Consider the following 23964-nt stretch of genomic DNA (forward strand, 5'->3'; position numbering starts at 1 on the left):
GTGGCGGGCGGAGTAGGGCCCAGGCTCACGTTTTCGGGCGCGCCGGTCGCGGTCGATATGTGGACAGGCTGGGCGCCGATCGGGGCAGAGCAGAGCGGTACTGGCTATGATGTGGCCTGGAAGAATGAGAGCACAGGCCAATACAACATCTGGAGCACCGACTCGAATGGCAGTTATGTCGCTAACCTTCTCAGTTTCGTTTCCGGGAGGAGCGCGGCGCTACAATCGTATGAGACCACGTTCCATCAGGATTTAAATAGCGATGGTGTTGTTGCGATAGCTGCTGGCAGTTCATCAATTGCAATGGCCGCAGACGACACCTTTGTGTTCCATTCTATCTTCGCCGAATCCAACAACTTTGAGTACGTTCCTACGGCGCTCCTAGGTTTGAATGCAGACAGCAATGGTGCAAGGGCCTCGCTCGGCCCATCCAATCCCGTGCTAGAAGCCGTGACGCAGATCGACGCAAATGTCGCCGATCTGCTTTCGGGCCACTTCAATCATCTGGCAGGTTTCGCGGCGCACGATCTGCTCGCCTGACGTATGCGAGCGAGGATAAAACGCAGGCATCGAGCCTGGCAGACGAGAGTGTCGAGAAGCTGCGTCGCCTGGCGAGGGATGCAGGCGTGGTCCAGATTTTGATATCTGAAGGTCTCTCGCAGATGCTGATCGATGTGTCTCTTTACCCGGTGCACTTGCGGCGCTAATTGCGGCGCAAAACAAGACCGCGCTCGCATTATTCGGACAAGCTTCTGCGGGAGCTTGAGGCGAAGAAGGCAGAGAAGCGGCAGCCGACTCCGCTACAAATCAAAATTGAGGAATTCCGAAAAATGCAAGGACGACGGTAACTGACGCGTCGTAACTGAATGTTACGAAGGGGATTCCGAGCCCATCTTGGTCTCGCGCCAGTTGGCGTGGAAGAAGGCGCCGGTTGCGTCGGGCAGGGACGCCCATCCGCCTGGCCAAGCCGCTACCGTTGAAGGGAATAAATCGCCCGCCCCCATGCTGCTTCGCCGGCCTGGGGCAGTTGCTGATACCGCTTTCAGACGCGTGGAAGATGGCACCCCGGCAACTTGCCCGTCACTCGGCTAAGTTCACCCCTTCCTTGAAATAAGCGATCGTCTTCTGCACCCCTTCGTCCAGTGCGACTTTCGGCTGCCAGTCCAGCAGCGCTTTGCCGTCGAAAGATCCGGCCGGCGGTGTCGCGGATCGTCTTGCGGCAGCGGCTTGAAGATGAGTTTGGAGCATGAATTGGTGAACTTGATCACCTTCTCGGCCGAATTCCGAGTTGCGGCCGAGATTGACGGCCCCCCGTGCACCCGTCAGGAGACAACATACCCGAATGGTCGCCTCGACGAGATCGTCGACATAACAAAACGACTGGTTTGGCCACCGTCGGCGAAGATGGTGATGGGATCGACCTTGAGCGCCTGCACGATGAACGACGAAACGATGCGGCCGTCGCTCGGCTGCATTCGCGGACCGTATGTGTTGAAGATGCGGCCAACAACCTTGATCGGCAACCGATGCTGGCGCCAATAGTCGAAGAACAGGGTTTCGGCGCAGCGCTCGCCTTCATCGTAGCAGGAACGGAGATCGGATTGACGTTGCCCCAATATTTTTGAGTCTGCGGATGGATCAGCGGCTCTCCATAAACTTCGCTCGTAAAAGCCTGGAAGATCCGCGCCTTGAGACGCTTGGCTAGATCCCATCATGTTGATGGCGCCGTGGACGCTGGTCTTAGTCGTTTGTACGGGATCGCGCTGGTAATGGATCGGCGAGGCCGGGCAGGCGAGATTGAAGTCGCGTCGACCTCGACATAGTGCGGAAAGGTTACGTCGCGCCTGACCGCTCGAACCACGGGTTCTGCAAGAGATGAGCGATGTTGCGCCGGCTGCCGGTGAAGCTTGTCGACCGAGAGGACCTCCGCCCCTTCGGCAAGCGGCCGTTCACACGAGTGGGAACCTATTAAGCCGGCCCGCCGGTCACCAGGATTCGGCCGTTGTGGTAACGCTCAAGGGCATCGGCTCCAGTCGCTTGGGTTCGGCTGACTAGGGCTCGAGCGCGACTTCTATTGGCGGCGCGGCTGATAGCCAATCCTTAATGTTATAGGTATTCTTATACCGTGGTCGCAATTTGCGCAAAGACCGGTCGCTGCATTGTCCGCTGTCCCGAGGCGTTGGCGCTTCCCGTCATTTTTTCTCGATAGAAAAGCGATGCTGCGCACGGTAAGACCCCCTAGGCGGGTTCGCGGCAGCGCCAAGGCAGGACTTCCACTGTGACGCCAATTTCCAGTCTCACCTATCGCAATTATCTGATTGCGCTGCATGACGCTATTGCGACAGCTCTGGCGGTCCTTGTCAGCTTCTGTCTTCGTTTCGAAGGCGATCTTCTATTCGAGCGATTACCTCTGCTACTTCGCCTGCTGCCGTTCTTTGTCGGGTTCAGCGTCGTCGTTTGCTACGTTTTCAATCTAACCACCACGAAATGGCGGTTCATATCTCTGCCTGACGCGCTCAACATTCTGCGCGTCGCGTCTGTTCTCACGGCCGCATTGGTTGTGGCCGACTACATTTTTGTATCTCCGAACGTCTTTGGTGCATTTTTCTTAGGAAAGATTACTATCGTTCTGTACTGGTTCTTTGAAGTATTCTTCCTTAGCGCATCGCGGTTTGCCTATCGGTATTTCAGATATAGCCGCACTCTTCGTCATGTTCGCGAGCAGAATGCGCCTCCAACGCTCATTGTCGGTAGGGCTGCCGACATGGAGGTCCTTTTGCGCGCGATCGAGAACGGCTTGGTCAAGGGAATTTTCCCGATAGGGCTCATTTCGCCTTCGCGAGCGGACCGAGGGCAGCTGGTTCGCAATATTCCCGTGCTTGGCGGCTTGGACGATTTCGAAAACGTCATTCGCGATTTTGCCAATCGCAAGCGACCGATAGCGCGGCTTGTGATGGGGCCGTCGAGCTTTGAGCCCGATGCGCATCCTGAGTCAATCCTTGTGCGGGCCAGAAATCTGGGCATGGTCGTAAGCCAACTACCCTCGCTGGAGAGCGGGGAGACGCCGAAGCTGAAGCCGGTCGCCGTAGAAGATCTCCTGTTGCGGCCGATCCATACCATCGACCATCGGCGGCTCGAAGATCTGGTCGAGGGAAAGGCGGTGGTGGTCACCGGAGGAGCGGGATCGATCGGCTCCGAAATCTGTGATCGTGTACTTCGTCACGGCGCGGCCAGACTACTCGTGATCGATAACTCTGAGCCCGCGTTGTACCGTTTGATGGAGACGATCTCCGTCACTAATCCGGCTGCGAAGCTGGAAGCCAGGATCGCGGACGTGCGAGACCGAAACCGGATCTTTCGGTTGTTGGCGGAATTCAAACCTCAAATCGTGTTTCACGCTGCGGCGCTTAAACACGTTCCCATTCTTGAGCAGGACTGGGGCGAGGGCGTGAAGACGAACGTGTTCGGCTCGATCAACGTTGCCGATGCGGCCGTCTTGTGCGGCGCTGATGCGATGGTCATGATTTCAACCGATAAGGCTATCGAGCCGGTCTCGATGCTTGGCCTCACTAAGCGGTTCGCAGAGATGTATTGCCAAGCCCTTGATTCCGAGATTGGAACGGGCCTCACGGCGGACCGGACGCGACTGATTTCCGTCCGCTTCGGTAACGTCCTTGCCTCTAATGGTTCCGTCGTTCCAAAATTCAAGGCGCAGATCGAGGCAGGCGGCCCGGTCACGGTTACGCATCCTGATATGGTTCGCTATTTCATGACGATCAGAGAAGCTTGCGAACTGGTCATGACCGCGGCGTCTCACGCGTTGTGGGCAGATCAACGAGACGTGTCCGTTTATGTTCTCGACATGGGCCGCCCGGTGAAGATTGTGGATCTAGCAGAGCGCATGATCAAACTTTCCGGCCTCGAGCCGGGCCGTGACATCGATATTACTTTCATCGGCATTCGGCCGGGCGAAAGGCTGAACGAAATCCTGTTCGCGAGCGAAGAGCCAAAGGTCGATATCGGAGTTGCCGGCGTAATGGCCGCGAAGCCCAACGAAGCTTCGATGTGGAAGATGAGGAGCTGGGTAAAAGCACTGAAAGAGGCCAGTGAGAAAGTGGACAGAGAGGCAATTCAAGCGATTCTGCAGGAGGCCGTGCCGGAGTTCCGGAACGATGCGGCTTAGGCAGACGATCTTCTTTTTCTTCTTTTTTTGTGAGCGACGCAAAAGCCCGCTCAGCGCTATGCGGCCGCGCAAGCACCACCACCATGATTTCGATCGCGACGGACCTCTGTTCGCCGCGGTCGGGCTTTGAGCAAGGAAGACGCGCTGCTGCAGCGAGCGCTTGCGGCCCCCAGCGGCAGCGTACCCAGCTTTAATCTCGTAAATCCGATCTGTGCTGCAACGAACCGGTCGCGTCATCGTTCTCCAGACACGGGCCTGGCCAAGGGCAAGAACGCGTGGGCGACGGGACAAGTCTAATCTTGTTGCACGACTCACTTCATGCTTTTCTCAAGCGGTCGTTAGCTGGGGGAGTCGAATGAGCCCTTTGGTTCGAGCAACTGCCTTAGCAGGCTGTCTGGCCTCGCTTTTTGGTTGCGCCACTCCAAACCAAACGCCCTCGCAGTCCTCCAATCTATCAGGAGCGCCGTGGGCACGCGATCTTATGAACCACCGCCGCATCGGGAGCAGCCCTCTGGCCTGCCGCTAAGTATTTCCTCGAGACGGAGTTAGAGTCCGGCCCGAAGAAGGACGGACAGATGAAGCGAGCACGGTTCACGAAAGAGCAGATTATTGCGGTGCTGAAGGAGCATGAGGGGGGCGAAGACGGCCGATTGGGCTCGCAAGCACGGGGTCTCCGAGGCGACGATCTACAATTGGAAGGCCAAATTCGGCGGCATGGAGTTTCCGAGGCGAAGCGGTTGCGGGCCCTGGAGGAGGAGAACGGGAAGCTGAAGAAGCTTCTGGCCGAGCAGATGCTCGTTGCAGCCGCACTTCGCGAGCTCCTTTCAAAAAAATGGTAGGGCCCGCCGCCAAGCGCGCTGCTGTCGCGCATCTGCAGGCCGTCATGAGCCTGTCGGAACGGCGGGCCTGCTCGATCGTGGGTGCGGATCGGAAGATGATCCGCTATCGCTCCAGCGATTTCGATTCGACGTTGGTTGATGCCGAGCCGCATTGTAACTAGTTCGCGGACTTCGCCGCGCCGCGTGGCGGTCAGTCGCAGGGGAATGTGAATGGCCAGACGGCTGGGATGGACCGGATTGGCCGCGCTGCGGATCATCCCTGCCTTGGGTGCAGGGGCGACGATGGCGGCGACCTCGTCCCGACAGCACGTTCATGGCTGTTTGCTGCGCGGCACTTCAACGTGCGGGTGGAGAGAAGGCCGCGGACAGCGCGGCTCGCTTTTCGTTACTGAGCTTGTTGTACAGCTCGACGATGGATCGGCCGACGATGCGCGCCGAGAGCTTGTCGTCGACCAGTTTCCGCGCGGCAGCGCCAAAGCGTGCGCGCAACTCCCGCGACTGCGCAAGCGTCAGGATAGCGCTGGCGAGCGCCGGCGGATCTTCGATTGGGACCAATAGCCCGGTCTGATTGGCGATGCAGATCTCGCGGCAGCCGGCCGCATCGGTGGCAACCAGCGGCCGGCCACAAGCCGCCGCTTCCATCAGTGCGACCGGCAGGCCCTCGCGATGCGAGGGCAGCACTGCGATATGCGCCGTGCGCCACAGCGTGGCGATATTATCGACATAGCCGAGCCGGGCAACGCCGGGACGCCTGATCCAGGATTCGACCTCGTCGGGCGACACGGACGCCGGATTCGCCGGATCCGGATCGCCCCTGATAATCAGATTGATATTGTGCCCCTGAGTCCGCAACAGATCATGGGCCGCGACCAGCGCGCGGATGCCCTTGTCGACCAGGAGTCGTCCGACAAAGCCGATGGTGATCGGGCCATCAGGCTCGGGCAGCGGCTGCAGCCTGTCAGCATCGACGCCGGAGCCCGGGATCAGCGTGATCCGCTCGGGCCTCGCGCCAAGTGCCAGCAGTGCGTCGCGGTCATCAGGATTTTCCACCAGAATGTTGCTGTGCCTGCGGTTGAGTAGCCACGGCAAAAGCAAGACCATGCCCTGTTTCAACAGGCGCGCTAGAAGACCCGGCGAGGTGAAGATGTAGCCGAGCCCGGTGATGGCATTCACGATCGGAAAATCGCGGTCGAGTGCGGCAAGCGAGCCCAACACGCAGCATTGCAGAGCGGAGTGATGCACGACCGCAGGACCGATCGCGTTCTCGATCTTGCGGATCGCAAGCACCGCACGCATGGCCGCAAGCGGCGACAGGCCGCCGCGCTTGAAGGGAATCGGGTGGAGCACAAAGCCTTCCGCCTCGATCGCGGCCCGGCCTTCGTTCACATTGCTCGCGACATGGACCTCGAAACCTGCGTCGCGGGCGGCGCGCGCCATCGGTAGGCGGCTGAGCAGGAAGGCCCAATCCTCGACCACGACATAGAGGAGGCGCGACGGTCGATTGATCGCGCCTGAGGTCATCGGATGAGGGCCGTCGGTCACTCCGTCGCCTGCTTGTTCTCGCTGAGATAGGCGCGGTAGGCCAGCGCAATGCCGTCCTCCAGCGAAGTACGGGCGCGCCAGCCGAGTGCGGCGAGGCGGCTAACGTCGAGCAGCTTGCGGGGCGTGCCGTCGGGACGCGAGGTGTCGTAGCTGATCGCGCCCGTATAGCCGACGGTGCGCGCCACGACATTCGCAAATTCGGCAATCGAGATGTCCTCGCCGGTGCCAATATTGACCAAGTCGCTCGACGAATGCACTTTCATCAGGTGCACGCAGGCATCTGCCATATCGTCGACATATAGGAACTCCCGCCGCGGCGTACCGGTGCCCCAGACCACCACGTTTGCAGCTCCGGACAGCTTCGCCTCATGGAACCGACGAATCAGCGCGGCCACCACGTGACTGTATTCGGGATGGTAATTGTCGCCGGGGCCATAGAGGTTGGTTGGCATCACGCTGATGAAATCACAGCCATACTGGCTGCGATAGGCTTCCGCCATCTTGATTCCGGCGATCTTGGCGATCGCATAAGGCTCGTTAGTCGGCTCCAGCGGACCGGTCAGCATGGTATCTTCGCGCAAGGGCTGCGGTGCGAGCTTTGGATAGATGCAGGACGAGCCGAGGAACATCAGCTTCTCGGAGCTGTTCATCTGGGCAGCCTGGATCACGTTCGCCGCGATCGCGATATTGTCGTAGATGAACTCGGCGCGCAGCGTGTTGTTGGCAACGATGCCACCAACCTTGGCTGCGGCGAGGAAGGTCACCTGGGGCCGCGCGCGCGCGAACCAGTCGAACACTTGGGCCTGGTTGCAGAGATCGACCTCGCGCCGGTCCACGGTGACGAGCTTGACCTCTTCCCGTACCAGCCGGCGTACAATCGCACTGCCGACCATGCCGCGATGGCCGGCCACGAAGACCGTCTTGCCCTTCAGCTCAAACGGCGTGCTTGCCATTGGCGACCTCCAGCCGGGCCTCGCTAAGATCGCCCGCCACCATTTCCTTCACCAGCTGAGCAAAACTCGTCTTCGGCTTCCAGCCGAGCTTGGCCCGCGCCTTGCTGGAGTCGCCGATCAGGAGATCGACCTCGGTGGGGCGGAAATAGATGGGATCGATCCGCACCACGGTCTTGCCGGTCTTACTTTCGACGCCGGTCTCCTCGACGCCTTCGCCGCGCCATTCAACGTTGCGGCCGACCTCGGCAAAAGCAAGCTCCACGAACTCTCGCACCGAGCGCGTCTCGCCGGTCGACAGCACGAAGTCGTCAGGGCTATCCGCCTGCAAGATCGCGTGCATGCCCTCGACATAGTCCCGCGCATGGCCCCAGTCGCGCTTGGCCTCGAGATTGCCGAGATAGAGCGTCTCCTCCAGCCCCATCTCGATGCGGGCGACCCCGCGCGTGATCTTGCGGGTCACAAAGGTCTCGCCGCGGATCGGGCTCTCATGGTTGAACAGGATGCCGTTGCTGGCAAACATCCCATAGGCCTCGCGGTAGTTCACCGTTATCCAGTAGCCATAGAGCTTTGCCACGCCGTAGGGCGAGCGCGGATAGAACGGCGTGGTCTCCTTCTGCGGGATCTCCTGCACCAGGCCATAAAGCTCGGAGGTCGAGGCCTGGTAGAAGCGGGTCTCTTTCTCCATGCTGAGGATGCGGATGGCTTCCAACAGGCGCAGCACGCCGATCGCGTCCGCATTGGCGGTGTATTCGGGGCTCTCGAAGCTGACGCCGACGTGGCTTTGCGCAGCGAGATTGTAGATCTCGGTCGGGCGGATCTGCTGCACCAGGCGGATCAGGTTGGTCGAATCCGTCATGTCACCATAGTGCATCAAAAACGGCACGTTGCCGACATGGGGGTCCTGGTAGAGATGATCGACGCGGGCGGTGTTGAAGGAGGACGAGCGTCGCTTGATGCCATGCACGGCGTAGCCGAGGCCGAGTAGATATTCAGCGAGGTACGCGCCGTCCTGACCGGTCACGCCGGTAATTAGCGCCACGCGCCGCTTGTTGTCCTGTGCCTGCATCTCTTCTCCACCAAACGCGGTCGCCACTCGTCTCCGGCGTCAGCCAAGATCACGTCGGCCGTGCCCCCGCTCATAGTCCGGCACTGGCCCGAAAACCCCTGTTCATTGACACGGGAAGCGAGGAGCGCAATGAGCCGCCTCAACGGCGCATGGCCTTAGCATCTCGGCTTTTCAAAGTCTAATGGCAAGACGGGCCGAAAACGGAACGAAAAGTCCCGGCTCGCAACAGTCGCCTGTGCGGTCGGCGTGGCAGCGACGACAACGTTCCGCATGCCGTCGTCGGCGAAGTGGAAGCTGTCCTGCAAAGACTGTCCCAGGAATTGCAGCGACGCCGCATTCGCGCCGTTGCTCAGCGAAAGGGTGCCGGAAGCGCCGTCGAAGCTCGAATGCAGTGTATTGAAGTCGAAGCCACGCAGATCAACCTGGTCGGAGCCGGCAAGTGTGGTGTCGCCGCCAAAGCCCAGGAGCTGCCCGCTAAAAGTGGAGGGTGCGTCGAGCGTCAGCGCTTCTCCATTGAACGTGGTCTGCATTGCAGAAGCTGCGGGCGCCGTTGCGGGCATGCCGATCGTGCCGTCGCCGTTGAAGCCCTGCTGGAAGGTGGTTTCGTACGACTCGGCCGCGGTGCTCGTCGCTGCCGCGAAGCTGAGCGGGTTGGTGATGTAGTGTCCAGTGCTGTCGGTGCTCCAGATGTTGAACTGGCCGGTGCCGGCGTTCTTCCAGGCCACATCGTAACCGCCAAAAGTCTGCACTGCGCCGATCGGCGCCCAGCCGGCCCACATTCCGGCAGTGACGGGCGCTCCGCTGAAATAAAGCTCTGGGCCGGTGCCGCCGACTGGATTGAGAAAATAGTTCGGTCCGGCTTGAACCAAGCTGGTTGATCCGTCGGTCTGGATGACCACGGTCGGGATGCCGATCGTTCCGTCGCCATTGAAGTCCTGCTGGAACGTGGTTTCGTACGATTCGAGCGCGGTGCTCGTTGCGCTGGCGAAACTGAGCAGGTTGGTGATGTAGTGCCCGCTGCTATCGGTGCTCCAGATGTTGAACTGGCCGGTACCGGTGTTTTTCCAGGCCACATCATACCCGCCTGACGCCTGCACCGCGCCGATCGGCGCCCAGCCAGCCCACATTCCGGCCGTGACCGGCGCGCCTGCAAAGTAGAGCTCCGGCCCGCTGCCGCCAGAGCTCGGGACCGGTCCAGCTGCCGGCGGCCTCGAGAAAATAGTTCCCTCCGGATTGGACCAACCTCGTAGTGAGGTCCGTTTCAAGGATGACAACTTGGATCCCGATCGCGCCATCGCCATTCAGATCCTGATGGAATGTGCTCTCGTAGGATTCCAGCGCGGGATTGCTCCCGGAAACGAAGCTCAAGAGATTTGTGCTGTAGTGGGCGCTGGCGTCGGTGCTCCAGATGTTGAACTGGCCGCTGCTGGCGTTCTTCCGTGCAATGTCGTAGCCGCTGACCGTCTGTGAGCCCATCCCGCCCTCATCCTGGCGGTGACGGGCGCACTGCCATATGGAGTTCGGGGCCGGTTCCGCCGCCGACCGGATTGAGAAAGTAGTTTGACCCGTTCTGGACAAGGCTTGTGTTCCGTCGGTCTGGATCACCACGGTTTCTTGCGCGGCCAGGTGGAATCCCAGCGTGTCCAGCTGCTTGAGGTCGATTGCGGTCAGCTGCTGCAGCGTGCCGGACGAGTAATATTCGTTGAAGGGATCAGTCGCGCCCTGAACGCCGCTGTTCAGAAAGTCGCTGGGATCCGAGTTCTGGCCATAGTCCGCGATCTTGGTATTGCCGCCATCCAGGGAAAAATAGGAGGCGCTCGCGGGGATGTTGTCGGTGAGCAGCCTGGCGCCCTGGCTCGTGAAGCGGTAGAGACCGAAAACGTCCGGCTGGGGCCCATAGGGCACGCGGCCCATCGCATGGGTCAGCTCGTGCAGCGCCACCCCGACCAGGAGATTCGGATCGATGTCGGTCGCGAAGGTCGCGGTGCCGTCGTCGGTTGTGGTGTCGTTGGCGCCAACCAATCCCCAGAGCTAGAGCTGTGCATTCCAGACCGCGACGCTCGACTGGCCCTGGATGGTCGATCCTGTCGGCAACGCGTTCAAATGGGGTGTCGCCGGGCGAGGCATTGTTGACGAGATCGGCTCTCACCGTCGAATAGGTGGCCCATTGGCCGCTATCGGGCCGGCTGCCGCGCCGCCGCCTGTCCCAGTTAGTCGATGTTGAAGTTCAACGTGACCTTGTCGGAGATCGCGGAGCTCAGAATCGCGGCCGCCTGCTCGATGCCGGCGCGGAAGCTCGCAGGCGCGGCCATCGCGGCCGCGTCGAAAATGAGATTGATGATCAGACCGCCGGAGGTTTCGGCGACCACGGAGCCAGGACCGCCAGGGCCGGAGGCGCTGACTGCCGCCTGGGCTTCGTACGTCTCGGCGGGAAGGACGACGGGTGTCGGCGGCGCGCCGGACGACTGCCCCTGTTGCAACAGCAACTGAAACGCCGATCCGCTGGAAAAGCTGTCCGACGGATCCGAAGCGTCTAGCGGATCGTGGAGGGTGGAACTCAAGCTCATCGCGGATTTCCAGAACCGGCAGACATGTCCAGCGCGCTGGCTTTGACCGATGCAACGAAGGATCACGCAACAAACGATTCGCGCACGGAATCCTGTGCGCGATTTCGTAGGACGGGCGTCGAGCCTTGATTTTGCGTTGTACCAGCCCCGCAGTGGAATCGAGATGCGACCTTGGATCGCAACTGCCGGCGGCGCGTCAACCCGTTCGTCTACGGCCGATGCTTTTCAGTTGCCGTAATCATTTGGCGTCAAAGCAAATGGTATCATGGGGCAGCTGACGCAATGATGAAGCTCGAAGCTTGTCGCCGTCGACGGCATCTTGCCCTGCTATATGCGCTCCGGTCGCGCCGCTCCCGATATCCTCCCGCCAACCCCATCTTATCTCGGAGAAAAAAGGTATTTGATTTCAATACATTATATGTGTTCACGTCTTGAACGTTCCGCTTGACGTTCACGGCTTGAACGCAGTAATAGCCTTCGCTGCGGCTGGAGACTTGAGAGGTGAGCGCTTGCTAAACGCAGACCATGAGAACGAGCGAATCGTTCTTGGCCTGTTGAGTTCGGTGGAAAGCGATGGTGCGCGCTCGCAGCGCCACATCGCCACCGAGCTCGGCATCGCGCTCGGCTTGGTCAACGCCTACCTCAAACGCTGCATCAAGAAGGGGCTGGTCAAGGTGAGTGATGCGCCCGCGCGCCGCTACGCTTATTACCTGACGCCGCAGGGCTTCGCCGAGAAATCCCGCCTCACGGTTCAATATCTGTCCAACTCATTTTCCTTCTTCCGGCTGGCCAAGAGCGATTGCGCGCGCGTGCTCGACGAGGCCAAGGCGAGAGGCTTTTCCCGCGTGGTGCTTGCGGGCCAATCGGACCTGGCCGAAGTTGCGATCCTCTGTACGGTCGAGGCGGGCGTTGCGGTCGTGGCGGTCGTCGATCCCGCAACCGAGGTTGCACGCTTTGTCGGCGTCAATGTTTTCAGGTCCTATGACGAGGTGAAGGAGGCGTTCGACGCCGTCATCGTCACCGACGTCGCGCACGCCGGCGCGTTCTATGACGCGGCCGCCGCGGTGTGCGGCGCGGAGCGGGTGCTCGCGCCGGGTCTGCTGGGCTTGCGCGAGCGAAACGGAAAAGCGGAAGGTGCACCATGAGCGAGGCGGTCGAGGCGCGCTGGTATGTGGTGCAGACCCAGGTGAACGGCGAGGCCAAGGCCGCGCAGAACCTGTCGCGCCAGGGCTACGAGATCTATCTGCCGCGCTATCTGAAGCGCCGGCGCCATGCGCGCAAAGTCGATTTCGTCGCAAGAGCGCTGTTTCCGCGTTACATGTTCGTGGCCATCGACATGGCGACGCAGCGTTGGCGCGCGATCCAGTCGACCCAGGGCGTGTCGCATCTCGTCTGCAACGGCGAAGAGCCGGCCGCGGTGCCGAGGGGCGTGCTCGGTGCGTTGAGGGCGCGCGAGGACGAGCGCGGCTTTGTGAGCATGGAAGCCAAGCCGGCGTTCGCGCGTGGTGACAAGGTGCGGGTGCGTGCAGGCGCCTTCATGGACAATGCCGGGCTATTCGACGGAATGGGGGACCATGACCGGGTCGCCATTCTGCTCGATATGCTCGGCCGCAAGGTCCGCGTTCACCTCGACGTGGATCTGGTCGCCACCGCCTAAGTGCGAGTACTCGCGCGGCGCGGTCTTGAGGGCGCCGTGCTTCGTGTCTGCTCCTTTCGGGAGCCTCCGGGTGGAGAGCGTTTCACCCGGAGTGCGGTAGCATGGAAATTTTCGGCGAATGACGATTCTGGTAACGGGCGGCGCAGGCTACATCGGCAGCCACATCGTGCTTGGATTGGTCGATCGAAACGAGCGCGTGACCGTGCTCAACAACCTGTCGTCGGGCTTCCGGGACGAGGCGTGCCGGCGATCCGGCCGCCATCGTCGCTGACAGTCGGCGGCTGCAGCGAGTGTTGTCGTGGGCGCCCGCCTATGACGACCGTGAGTCCATCGTAAAGCACGCGCTCGCTTGGGAGCGGAAGCTCAACCTCCAATGAAAGCCATGACAGCCAAAATCATCATCTCGCACGGTCGCGTATCGACCGCACATCGTCTTGTGTGTCGCGGAATCGACTGCTTTTGTTTGGCCGGCGAGAGAGACCAACATTCGGCCTCACAACCTGACGGCGCGACGCGGAGCCGAGTATGACGATTGTTCTGACGCCTGTTGAAGATGAGATTGGCGGTATCAAAGATACCGACGTCAGCCTGCGCTCGCTGGAGATCAGTGCAGCCGAAGATTTGTGGCTTGGGCTCTTCAGGCGCGAGCTGTGGGGCCGGCTCGGCTGGCTCGATGTGAAAAGGCGTTATCGACGGACGACGATTGGTCCGTTTTGGACATCGATTACGCTTGCAATCTATACGTTCAGCGTCGGCTTCGTCGGCGCGGCGCTCTGGCACCAGGACATCTTTGAGTACTTGCCGTTTCTGGTCAGCGGCATGGTCGTTTGGATGCTGGTTTCATCCATTGCGATGGAATCGTGCAACATGTTCATTGCCGGACAGGCGCTGTTCCGCAACATCAGGTTCCAGTACTCGATCCTCGCCTATGCGCTGGTCTGGCGAAATTTTCTTGTGCTCTTGCACAACTTCGTTGTCTATTTCCTGGTCGTCGTGGCGCTGAAGCCGTCACTTCTCAGTTTCACACTCCTGCTGGTATTCCCGGGACTTGCGCTCGTCATCTTGAACGGCGTTTGGATATCGCTGTTTCTTGGGCTGGTCTGCCTGCGATTTCGCGACGTGCCACAATTGGTCTCCAGTGCCATACAGATTTCGATGTTGATCACGCCGTTGTTCTGGCCGGCCGACACGTTGACGGGAGTGCGACGTATCCTGTTTGTGGAATCGAATCCTCTCTATCACGTGATCGATGTGGTTCGCGGGCCGCTGGTCGGCAGGGTGCCGGGCGCGATCAGCTATGTGGTCATGATCGTCATGTGCATCGGCGGATGGTGGCTGACATATGCCATGTTCAAGCGCTTCCGCAGGCGCATCGCCTATTGGAGTTGAGCAAAGTGGCGACCGTCATTCTTGAAAATGTGAATGCGCATTTCCCGATTTATGGGGCTCAGCAGCAGAGCCTGCGCAAGGCGCTGTTCCAGCGTGCCACCGGCGGTTCGATCGAGCGCGAGGGCAAGAACAATGATCGCATCACCGTCAAAGCCCTGAGCGACATCTCGCTCGCGCTGCGCGACGGTGATCGTGTCGGCTTGGTCGGCCACAACGGAGCCGGCAAGTCGACGCTCCTCAAGCTGATGGCCGGCATCTATCCGCCGGTCTCCGGCACCGTCAGGGTCGAGGGACGCGTGACGCCGCTGTTTGACGCTATGCCCGGGCTCGACGGCGAGGACACCGGCTATGAGAATATCATCACGTCCGGAATGCTAATCGGGATGACGCGGCGGGAAATTGAGGCGAAAATTCCCGAGATCGAGGAATTCTGCGAACTCGGCGAGTATCTAAGCCTCCCGGTGCGCACCTACTCGACGGGCATGACAATGCGCCTGGGCTTTGCGCTAGTGACGTCGCTCGACCCCGGTGTGATCCTGATGGACGAAGGTTTCGGCACCGGCGACCTCCGCTTCGCCGAGCGCGCGGAGGCGCGAATGAAGGAGTTCATCGGACGAAGCCCCATCATGGTCCTGGCAAGTCACTCGGACAAGATCATCAGGACGATGTGCAACAAGGCTGTCCTGATGGAGTCCGGCCGGATCGTTGCGTTCGGTCCTGCGGACGAGATCTGTGACCAGTATTACGAGAGCGTCCATGCGGCGGCCGCGGCGGCCGAGCGTGCGAGGCAGATGGAACGGGCGGCGGCCGTCGCCGAGGCAGCCGCGGCAAATGATGGTGAAGCCGCCCAGGATTCCGAGGGCGGGTCCGCCGGCGAGCGTCGCGGGATGTTTCCCAGGTCTTCGTTGAATTTCCCCCTGGAAGCGCTGAGACCGGGCGATGATGTCGCGAAACTTCATGGCGCGCGATTGCTGGTGGGTGATCTCGACGGACTCGAAACCATCGACAGGAACGAACTGATCAGCATCGAAATGAAATTCGAAGTGCTGAAGCCTGGCCACACGATGATGCCGAACTTTCACGTGTTCCTGGGTGATCAGTATGTGTTCGTGAGTTCTCCGTCGCAGAATTCCGAGCTGGAGCCCGGTATCTACACCACCCGGATGTCAATCCCGCAAGGATTTCTCAATGTGGGGTTCTTCGTCGTCGGCGTAGCGCTCACCTCGGTCAATCCGCAGCGGATCCATTTCTATCTCCAGCAAGCACTGCGCTTCAGCATTACGGAGCGAGTGTTCGATGGAATCCCTGGGCCTGTCAGACCATCGATGACTTGGGACGTCGCCCGTGCGTGAGCGGCGGAGCGGAGCAGTCCGGTGATTTTCCACGCGCTTAAGTTTGCCGGTGCGTATCGTATCGAGCCGCAGTGGATCACCGATCAGCGTGGCAGCTTCGCGCGGCGGTTCTGCGCCGAGACCTTTGGTGCGCGCGGACTTGAAACCGACTTCATCCAGAGATCGATCTCCTCAAACAGACGTGCAGGAACCCTGCGCGGCATGCACTTCCAGGCCGCTCCGCATCTTGAGACCAAGCTCGTGCGATGCACGCGCGGGGCGATATTCGACGTGATGGTCGATTTGCGGCGGGAGTCGGCGACTTTCGGTCAATGGTACGGTGAAACCCTGACCGCCGACAACGGCATCATTCTCTATATTCCGAAGGGCTTCGCGCACGGCTTCCAGGCCTTGGTCGACGCCAGCGATGTCGACTACGAGATCACACCGGCTTACGTACCTGGTGCCGAAAGGGGCTTCCGCTTCGATGATCCCGCGTTGGCCATCGACTGGCCGCTCGCGGACTTTATCATCTCGGAACGGGACCGCGCGCTGCCGCCATCGTTTCTCGAAGCATCACTTGGGTGAATTGCATGCCAGATCGAACTCCGACGGCTTCGTCGACACCGTCTCGCATACTCTATACCAAGCCGTCCATTACGGAGCTCGAGACGCGCTATGCGGCGGATGCCGCGGCCAACGGCTGGGGCGCACGCTGCTACGACTATATCAATCGCTTCGAGGCTGCCTTCAGGGATCATCTCGGAGTGTCCCACGCAATAGCCACGTCAAGCTGCACCGGCGCGCTGCACATGGGAATGGCGGCGCTCGGTATTGGTCCGGGTGACGAGGTCATCATGGCCGATACCAACTGGATCGCCTCGGCGGCGCCAATCACCCACCTCGGGGCGACCCCCGTCTTTGTCGATATTCGTTCCGACAGTTGGTGCATCGACCCCGATCTGGTGGAGGCCGCGGTCACACCGCGGACTAAGGCTATCCTTGCCGTTCACCTGTACGGCAATCTGTGCGACATGGACCGCTTGTTGGCGATCGGCGAACGGCATGGCATTCCGGTGATCGAGGATGCCGCGGAGGCGATCGGTTCCGAGTATTTCGGCAGACGTGCCGGAAGCATGGGGCGCTTCGGGGCCTTCTCGTTTCATGGAACCAAGACCGTCACCACGGGCGAGGGCGGGATGTTCGTGACCAACGATCCATCCCTTTACGAGCGCGTACTGACGCTCTCGAACCACGGCCGATCGCGAACGCAGCACAAGCAGTTCTGGCCGGACGAGGTGGGCTTCAAATACAAGATGTCTAACCTCCAGGCGGCTCTCGGCTGTGCGCAAATGGATCGAGTTGCCGATCTGATCGGCCGCAAGCGGCAGATCTTCCACTACTACCGCGACCGCTTGCGTGATCTGCCGGGGGTGCGAATGAACCCGGAACCAAGCAACATCGTCAACGGTGCCTGGATGCCCACGGTTGTCTTCGACGAAGCAACTGGCGTGTCGCGCGAAAAGCTCGCGGCCGCGTTCGCAGCCGACAATATCGATGCCCGGGTTTTTTTCTATCCGCTATCGGGATTGTCGATGTTCGAGGCCGTGCCGGGCAACCGGCTGGCGTGGTCGATTCCCGAACGCGCGATCAATCTGCCCAGCTATCACGATATGACGCAGGAAGAGCAAGATCGCGTGATCGCCGTCGTGCGCCGATTTCTGTCGGACAATTGACACTGCAATGAAGCTTCTCCTGTTTGCGGACGGTCACATCGGCTTCGAAGTCGCTCGCTGGCTGCTTGGAAATTATCCGGACGATCTCGGCCTGGTGGTGAGTACGGCCGACAATGAGATCGCCGCGATGGCGGGTTGCGCGGGTGTGCCGTCGCTCGTCTTTCAGTCGTCCAGCCAGATCTCGGATTTCGCCGCGAGCGAGCGCCTTTCTTTCGACCTCGGCATTCTGGCGTGGTGGCCGAAGATCATCCGGCCGCCACTGCTCGGCCTTCCTCGCCGCGGGTTCGTCAACACCCATCCGAGTCTGCTGCCCTACGGCCGCGGCAAACACTACAATTTCTGGTCGATTGTCGATCGGGTGCCCTTTGGGGTGACCCTGCATATGGTCGACGAAGGGGTCGATACCGGCGATATCGTCGCCCAGGCCGAGCTTCCCTATGACTGGGAGGATACCGGCGAATCGCTCTACCAACGGGCGAGGGAGGCCATGCTAAAGCTGTTTCAAGAGGCGTATCCGAGACTTCGGAGCCTCGACTTCGAGACCCGGCCGCAGCATCCCGGAGCCGGGACCTTTCACCGCGCCTCCGAACTCGAGCCGGCCAGTGCGATCGACATCGAGAGGACGTATTTGGCGCGCGATCTGCTGAATTTGCTGCGTGCACGCACCTTTTCAGGCTATCCCGCCTGTTCGTTCTCGGATGGCGATGACGTGTATGAGGTTCGCGTTGAGATCAAGAGGAAGCCGCGATGAGTGAGTATGAGAAATTCAAGCGCGAATGCGCGACCGAGATCGCGCAGATGGGCGATGATGGCGAACTCGCTCTTGCCACGCGCGCCTGGATGGATCGCGCCAATCGCGCGAAATACTCCTACCATTTCGAGTGGATGGGCCGTCCAATAATCCAATATCCTCAGGATATACTCGCTGTTCAGGAGATCATCTGGTCGGTGAAGCCTGACCTCATCATCGAGACCGGCATCGCGCACGGAGGATCGCTGATCTTCTCCGCTTCAATGCTGGAATTGAACGCGATTTCCGGCGGCGCGAAGGATGCCGAAGTGCTGGGAATCGATATCGACATCCGCGCCCACAACCGCGCCGCGGTCGAAGCGCATCCGATGGCCCGGCGGATCTCCATGATCGAGGGGTCCAGTGTCGCTCCGGAGGTGGTTGCCGCGGTCAGGGCCAAGGCTGCCGGCAAACGCAGCGTTCTCGTCATGCTGGACAGCAACCATACCCACGATCACGTCCTCGCGGAGCTGGACGCCTTCGCCCATCTGGCGACCGTCGGGAGCTATTGCATCGTGTTCGACACCGTGATCGAGGATATGCCCGCTGACGCTTTCACAGATCGACCCTGGAGCCGGGGCAACAATGCCAAGACTGCCGTATGCGAGTTCCTCGAGCGGCACCCGGAATTCGAGATCGACAAGAGCATCCAGCACAAGCTGTTGGTCACGGTGGCCCCGGACGGTTACCTCAAGCGTCTCAAGTAAGGGTTCGGGTAGCCAAATGACTGAGCCGCTCGTCACCATCGGAATACCGACGTTCGACCGACCGGAGGGGTTGCGGCGGACGCTTGGCAACCTTTGCGCGCAGACCTATCGTCACATCGAAATCGTCGTTTCTGACAACGCGTCTCCAGGCTCGGCTGTTCGAGACGTCGCCGACGAGTTCGCCGCAAACGATGCGCGGGTCAGCTACCAACGGCATCCGGAAAATATCGGAGCCATGCGCAATTTTTCGTCCCTGGTGCTCAGGGCGCGCGGCGAGTTCTTCATGTGGGCCGCGGATGATGATCGCTGGGAGCCGTTCTTTGTCGAGCGCTGCGTCCAACGGCTCGTGGCAGATCCCGGGCTCGCGGTGTGCCAGATGGAAGCCCAATACGAAGTCGACGGGAAGATCTTGTTTCCGTTCTTTTTCGAGGGCTCGCCGTTCAACAGCTATTCCTCACGCTCGCCAGTCGACCGGGTGAAACATCTGCTCCGTCACGTCTACGGCAATCTGGTCTACGGCGTCTTCAGGCGGGAAGCTCTGTTCCACGATGGGAAGCCGGTTACCGAGTGGATTGGCCGGACGCTCAACGAGATCCCGATGCAGATCCTGCTGGCATCGTGGGGAAATATCCGGGTTATTCCGGAAATTGGCCTCTACAAGTCGGCGCCGCGAACCGTTTGCGAGCAGGCGCAATGGGAGCAGGTCGGCGGTCGGCTGCCCTATTGGCGGGGCTGGCGGAATTATCTTACGGATTGTCGGTCGCTGCACCAGTATCACAAGATGGTCATGCATGAGAATTTCGCGGCAATTGACGCCCTCGGGCTCGATTCCCGGACGGCCGGACGGCTACGCACCTTCGCCGCATATTGTCTCTTCAAGCATGAATGTCTCCTCGCATTGCGGTGGAAGCCTGTCGGCCCGGAAGCACCGCGGCCCACCGCAGCGAAGCCAGTAGCACAGAATTGATCCTAGATGAGCGACCGCGTACCCCGTGTTTCGGTTGGTCTGCCGACCTACAATCGCCCCGAACTTCTCGCGCTGGTGCTCGATATCTTTCAGCGGCAGACATTCGCCGATTTCGAACTCATCATTTCCGACAACGCCTCCACCAACCCCGAGGTGAGGCAAGTATGCGAGCGCTACGCCAGCGAGGATCCGCGCTTCCGGTACGTACGTCAGCCGGTCAACCGGGGCGCCGAGAGTAATTTCTGGTTCGTCTATGACCAGGCGCGAGCGCCTTTGTTTCTCTGGGCGGCCGATGACGATTTGTGGCCGACCGACTTCCTGGAAAGAGGTGTCGCCGCGCTTGATCGGAATCCGCGTGCCTCGGCCTGGTTTTGCCAGGTCGTCAACATCAACATGAACGGCGACGTCGTCAGGGCCTATCCGAGCTTCAAACGTTTCCAGTCGAGCGCGTTCAAATTCCTCGATCTGGCGCGATTTCTCTGGGAGCCCGAAATCATGGGCAAGGCCAACCTGATCTATTCCATCTTCCGGCGGCAGGAACTGGCGCGGGTGATCGATCTGTTTCGTGATCGTCCGTCGACTTGGGGGAACGACATGAACCTGGTCTATGCCTATTTGTGTCGCTCCAACCTGGTCGTCGACGATGAACTTGTGCTGCAGAAGCGCGTCCCTACGGACATCGTCGATTCAGTGGTCAGCCCGCGCTCGCAGATCTATCCACGCGATGAGCGATCGACCTATTTCGAGAACTATCGCCGGGCAGCGGAGGGCAGCTACTATTGGCCGCTGACGGTGGCCGTACTGGCCGTGAGATCCCCGTACGACTATGTCGCATCCGGCAGAGCCGCATGGGACTACGAACATTCGGAGTTCAAGCGCGACCTCGATGAACGGATGAACGATTTCGAGAAGTGGAAGACGACAAAATCGCAAGAGATCCAGACGTGGAAGGCGCACGCTTCCGGTTTTATCGCGCGGAATGCCGCCAGAACCGGCGCGCTGTTCGCGCGAAAACTTGCGCGAGCCTCCCGACTTCTCACGCGGAATCTCGCACGTATTAGAGCACGAATCCCTGGATTAGGGGGCGGCAGGTAGGGAGTAATGAAATGAAAGCAGTCATACTCGCAGGCGGCATGGGTACGCGCATATCCGAGGAATCATTGGTGCGGCCGAAGCCCATGATCGAAATCGGCGGCCGTCCGATCCTCTGGCACATCATGAAGCTCTATGCGTATCATGGGATCACGGATTTTGTGATCTGCCTCGGCTATAAGGGGTACATGATCAAGGAATACTTCATGAATTTCGTGCTGCATCATTCCGATGTCACCATCGATGCCAAGAAGAACAGTGTCACCTACCATCAGAGCAGCGTCGAGCCTTGGCGGATCACCCTGGTGGATACGGGCGAGACCACGCTGACGGGCGGCCGGCTCAAGCGGGTGCGCAATTATCTCGATCCGCAGGAGCCGTTCTGCTTCACTTACGGCGATGGCCTGTCCGATATCGATATTGCCGCCAGCATCAAGTTTCACCGCAGCCACGGCAAACAGGCAACCGTGACGGCGGTGCGACCGCCGGGCCGGTATGGCGCGCTGGAAATCGATGACACGTCGGTAAAATCCTTCGTCGAGAAGCCGCCCGGCGACAACGCCTATATCAACGGAGGCTTTTTCGTGCTCAACCCGGCGGTGATCGACCGGATCGACGGTGACAAGACCTCCTGGGAATCGACGCCGCTGGAGGCGCTCGCCCGCGATGCGCAACTCGCCGCCTATCGGCACTACGGTTTCTGGCAGCCGATGGACACGCTGCGCGACAAGATGATGCTCGAGGAACTCTGGCAGTCCGGTCGCGCACCCTGGCGGCATTGGGGCTAGGCGCGATGGCCATTGGCTCTCCGATGTGCCGGTCCTGCGGCGCGCCGCTCACGGCCGTGCTGGTCGATCTCGGCATGACGCCGATTTCGAATGCGTTTGTCCGTGCCGAACATGCCTCGCTCAGCGAGCGGTTCTATCCGCTCAAGAGCTTTGTCTGCGACCATTGCTGGCTGGTGCAGCTGGAGGATTTCGAGACGCCGGAGACGCACTTCCATGCGGACTACGTCTATTTCTCGTCCTTCTCGGATAGCTGGCTCGCCCATGCGAGGATGTTTGCGGAAAAGGCCGCGGCGCGGCTTGGTCTCGGTGCCCGCTCGCGGGTCGTGGAGGTCGGCAGCAACGACGGCTATTTGCTGCAATATTTCGTTCAGCGCGGCATCCCCTGCCTCGGGGTCGACCCGGCGGCCAACTGCGCCAAGGCAGCCTGGGAGCTGCGGCGTGTACCGACCGAGGTCGCCTTCTTCGGGTCAAAGGCGGCAACGCGGCTGCGCGAGCAGGGCGGCACTGCCAATCTGATCATTGCCAACAATGTGCTCGCGCATGTGCCCGACATCAACGATTTCGTTGCCGGCTTCAAGATACTGCTCGGCGAGCGGGGCGTTGCGACCTTCGAATTTCCGCATGTTTTGGAAATGATCCGCAATGTCGAATTCGATACCATCTATCACGAGCATTATTCCTATTTGTCGTTGCTGGCCCTGGAGCCGCTGTTCGCTCGCCACGGTTTGCGGGTGATCGATGTCGAACGCCTTTCGACTCATGGCGGCTCGCTCCGACTCCATGTTGCGCATGACGACCGCACCGACGTTCTTGATAGCGTCAAGCAGCTCAGGCGCGAGGAGGCCCAAGCCGGCCTGGACCGGCTCGCGACCTACGAGACTTTCGGGCATCGGGTCCGGCAATTGAAACGATCGCTGCTGCGCCTTCTGATCGAGCTCATAGAGGCCGGGAAATCGGTCGCCGCCTACGGCGCGCCTGCAAAAGGCAATACGCTGCTCAATTACTGCGGAATCGGCCGCGACTTCATCTCGTTCACGGCGGATCGCAACGTGCACAAGCAGGGCTTGCTGCTGCCGGGCACCAGGATTCCAGTCCTCGCCCCGGATGAGATCGCGCGCAGGCGACCCGACTATGTTCTCATCTTGCCCTGGAACTTGCGGCAGGAGATCGTGCAGCAGATCAGCCAGATTCCCGATTGGACAGGCCAGTTCATCATTCCGGTGCCTGAGCCCGTCATTCTGGACAGCCGTGGGAATTCAGACAATGACTGAACAGGATCGCGCCCCCACCGTCAGCGTCGTGCTGTCGGTGCGGAACGGCGGCGTTGATTTGCCCAAGGCGCTTGAAACGATCCTCACGCAGTCGTTTACCGATTTCGAACTGATCGCGATCAACAACGGCTCGACCGACGGCACGCGCGAGTTCCTCGACCAGATCGCTGATCCCAGGGTTCGCGTGTATCATCAGGAGGACCAGGGCCTCGCTGCGGCTCTCAATCGCGGCATTTCGCTCGCACGGGGACGCTACATCGCGCGGCAGGATCACGATGACTGGGCGCTGCCGACCCGCATTGCGCAGCAGGTGGCGTTCCTCGATGCCAATCCCGATCACGCGCTGGTCGGAACCAGGGCCGAGGTCTGGGTCGGCAACAATCCGACCGGCCGGTTTCACGACCACCCCACCGAAGACGGGGACCTGCGCTTTGCGCTGCTGTTCAACAATTACTTCGTCCATTCCTCGGTTATGATGCGCAAGACGGCGCTCGACCAGGTTGGCGCCTACACCACCGACCGCTCGCGCCAGCCGCCCGAGGATTACGAGCTCTGGTCCCGCATCGCCCGACAGTTTCGTGTCGCTAACCTTCCGGAGCGCTTGACGATCTATCGCGAGGTGCCGACCAGCATGTCGCGCGACGGCGTCAACCCTTTCATGGAGAAGTTGATCCTGATATCGGCTGAAAACCTTGCGGCTGCGTCGACCGGCGTGCCGGAGCCTCAGCCCGTTCATCGCGACATTGCGTGTCTGGCTCATGGCCAGCCAGACAAGATGTCACGAGACGCCGATATCGAAGCCATGTGTGCTGCAATTGTCATGGCTGGAAAATCAATCTTCGGCGATCGCAGCTTTGATCCGAATAGCGATCCCGTCGCGTTCTGGTGCCGGAACCTGCGACATCACTTCGCCATTCGTCGCTATAGGCTCAAGGGTGCGCAGACCGTCGCGCGCAGCGTGAGAACGGCGTTGCGTCGGTTTGGCCTTTCGATTTGAGGTTGCTTGCGTTCGAGCGACAAATCGTCGTTGCGCATAATGAAGGAACATTGATTGCGCCTCCTGCTTTGCTGTGAATCCTATCCGCC

Annotated in this window: 20 protein-coding genes and 4 pseudogenes; 17 read left to right on the forward strand and 7 right to left on the reverse strand. The window is 60.4% G+C overall.

Annotated elements, in window-relative coordinates:
- Positions 1-540, forward strand: a pseudogene (locus I6F20_RS30455) (hypothetical protein); the annotation flags it as partial.
- A gap of 540 nt (positions 541-1080) precedes the next feature.
- On the opposite strand, the pseudogene I6F20_RS30460 reads toward I6F20_RS30455, so the two are convergent.
- Positions 1081-1992 (reverse strand): annotated as a pseudogene (locus I6F20_RS30460) (UDP-glucuronic acid decarboxylase family protein).
- A 286-nt stretch (positions 1993-2278) separates the two neighbouring features.
- Here I6F20_RS30460 and I6F20_RS30465 point away from each other — a divergent pair.
- Both I6F20_RS30465 and I6F20_RS30470 read left to right on the forward strand, forming a co-directional pair.
- The gene (locus I6F20_RS30465) at positions 2279-4183 is read left to right on the forward strand and encodes a polysaccharide biosynthesis protein (protein ID WP_109143045.1); all 1905 of its coding nucleotides are present in this window, start codon (positions 2279-2281) and stop codon (positions 4181-4183) included.
- 575 nt (positions 4184-4758) lie between these two features.
- Positions 4759-5138: pseudogene (locus tag I6F20_RS30470) on the forward strand (transposase); the annotation flags it as partial.
- Positions 5139-5358: 220 nt separating this feature from the next.
- Here the strand turns inward: I6F20_RS30470 and I6F20_RS30475 are convergent.
- The 6 genes from I6F20_RS30475 to I6F20_RS30500 form a co-directional block, all read right to left on the reverse strand.
- Positions 5359-6543, reverse strand: coding sequence for a glycosyltransferase family 4 protein (locus I6F20_RS30475; RefSeq protein WP_109143046.1), 1185 nt, complete (start codon positions 6541-6543; stop codon positions 5359-5361).
- Positions 6544-6560: 17 nt separating this feature from the next.
- Entirely contained in the window at positions 6561-7517 is a 957-nt protein-coding gene (fcl, locus tag I6F20_RS30480) for a GDP-L-fucose synthase (RefSeq protein ID WP_109143047.1), read from the reverse strand.
- Positions 7498-8583 (reverse strand): GDP-mannose 4,6-dehydratase, encoded by a 1086-nt coding sequence (gene gmd, locus I6F20_RS30485; protein ID WP_109143048.1) that lies wholly within the window; start codon positions 8581-8583, stop codon positions 7498-7500. The genes fcl and gmd overlap by 20 nt, the downstream gene beginning before the upstream one ends.
- Positions 8584-8738: 155 nt before the next feature.
- Complete coding sequence (locus I6F20_RS30490) at positions 8739-9710, reverse strand: hypothetical protein (RefSeq protein ID WP_225129264.1); 972 nt, start codon at positions 9708-9710, stop codon at positions 8739-8741.
- A complete protein-coding gene (locus I6F20_RS30495) occupies positions 9658-10605 on the reverse strand; it encodes a hypothetical protein (protein ID WP_225129265.1) in 948 nt (315 codons plus the stop codon). Before I6F20_RS30495 ends, I6F20_RS30490 begins: the two co-directional genes overlap by 53 nt.
- Before the next feature lie 188 nt (positions 10606-10793).
- Entirely contained in the window at positions 10794-11150 is a 357-nt protein-coding gene (locus I6F20_RS30500; RefSeq protein WP_146207701.1) for a hypothetical protein, read from the reverse strand.
- 431 nt (positions 11151-11581) lie between these two features.
- Between I6F20_RS30500 and I6F20_RS30505 the strand changes: the two genes are divergently transcribed.
- From I6F20_RS30505 to I6F20_RS30570, 14 genes and pseudogenes are all read left to right on the forward strand, one after another.
- Positions 11582-12295 (forward strand): winged helix-turn-helix transcriptional regulator, encoded by a 714-nt coding sequence (locus I6F20_RS30505; RefSeq protein WP_225129267.1) that lies wholly within the window; start codon positions 11582-11584, stop codon positions 12293-12295.
- A complete protein-coding gene (gene nusG / locus I6F20_RS30510; RefSeq protein ID WP_225129268.1) occupies positions 12292-12807 on the forward strand; it encodes a transcription termination/antitermination protein NusG in 516 nt (171 codons plus the stop codon). Before I6F20_RS30505 ends, nusG begins: the two co-directional genes overlap by 4 nt.
- A gap of 118 nt (positions 12808-12925) precedes the next feature.
- Positions 12926-13039, forward strand: a pseudogene (locus I6F20_RS30515) (NAD-dependent epimerase/dehydratase family protein); the annotation flags it as partial.
- Positions 13040-13332: 293 nt separating this feature from the next.
- Positions 13333-14196 (forward strand): ABC transporter permease, encoded by an 864-nt coding sequence (locus I6F20_RS30520; protein ID WP_109143055.1) that lies wholly within the window; start codon positions 13333-13335, stop codon positions 14194-14196.
- Between the two features lie 5 nt (positions 14197-14201).
- Complete coding sequence (locus I6F20_RS30525) at positions 14202-15548, forward strand: ABC transporter ATP-binding protein (protein WP_192893137.1); 1347 nt, start codon at positions 14202-14204, stop codon at positions 15546-15548.
- Between the two features lie 21 nt (positions 15549-15569).
- Entirely contained in the window at positions 15570-16115 is a 546-nt protein-coding gene (gene rfbC / locus I6F20_RS30530) for a dTDP-4-dehydrorhamnose 3,5-epimerase (protein ID WP_109143057.1), read from the forward strand.
- Between the two features lie 5 nt (positions 16116-16120).
- Positions 16121-17263 carry a DegT/DnrJ/EryC1/StrS family aminotransferase gene (locus I6F20_RS30535; RefSeq protein WP_109143058.1) on the forward strand — a complete coding sequence of 381 codons (1143 nt, stop codon included), beginning with the start codon at positions 16121-16123 and terminating at the stop codon, positions 17261-17263.
- A gap of 7 nt (positions 17264-17270) precedes the next feature.
- Positions 17271-18014, forward strand: a complete 744-nt coding sequence (locus tag I6F20_RS30540; protein WP_109143059.1) for a formyltransferase family protein — start codon at positions 17271-17273, stop codon at positions 18012-18014.
- Positions 18011-18760 carry a cephalosporin hydroxylase family protein gene (locus I6F20_RS30545; protein ID WP_109143060.1) on the forward strand — a complete coding sequence of 250 codons (750 nt, stop codon included), beginning with the start codon at positions 18011-18013 and terminating at the stop codon, positions 18758-18760. Before I6F20_RS30540 ends, I6F20_RS30545 begins: the two co-directional genes overlap by 4 nt.
- A 16-nt stretch (positions 18761-18776) precedes the next feature.
- Positions 18777-19727, forward strand: coding sequence for a glycosyltransferase family 2 protein (locus I6F20_RS30550; protein WP_225129270.1), 951 nt, complete (start codon positions 18777-18779; stop codon positions 19725-19727).
- Positions 19728-19733: 6 nt separating this feature from the next.
- Positions 19734-20822 (forward strand): glycosyltransferase family 2 protein, encoded by a 1089-nt coding sequence (locus I6F20_RS30555; protein ID WP_109143062.1) that lies wholly within the window; start codon positions 19734-19736, stop codon positions 20820-20822.
- Between the two features lie 11 nt (positions 20823-20833).
- On the forward strand, positions 20834-21607 hold the full coding sequence (gene rfbF, locus I6F20_RS30560) for a glucose-1-phosphate cytidylyltransferase (protein ID WP_109143063.1): 774 nt from the start codon (positions 20834-20836) through the stop codon (positions 21605-21607).
- Positions 21608-21612: 5 nt separating this feature from the next.
- Entirely contained in the window at positions 21613-22878 is a 1266-nt protein-coding gene (locus I6F20_RS30565) for a class I SAM-dependent methyltransferase (RefSeq protein WP_109143064.1), read from the forward strand.
- A complete protein-coding gene (locus I6F20_RS30570; protein ID WP_109143065.1) occupies positions 22871-23875 on the forward strand; it encodes a glycosyltransferase family 2 protein in 1005 nt (334 codons plus the stop codon). The genes I6F20_RS30565 and I6F20_RS30570 overlap by 8 nt, the downstream gene beginning before the upstream one ends.
- The last annotated feature ends 89 nt before the right edge of the window (positions 23876-23964 follow it).

The sequence above is a fragment of the Bradyrhizobium sp. IC3123 genome, from assembly GCF_020193625.1.
Taxonomy (GTDB): Bacteria; Pseudomonadota; Alphaproteobacteria; order Rhizobiales; family Xanthobacteraceae; genus Bradyrhizobium; species Bradyrhizobium yuanmingense.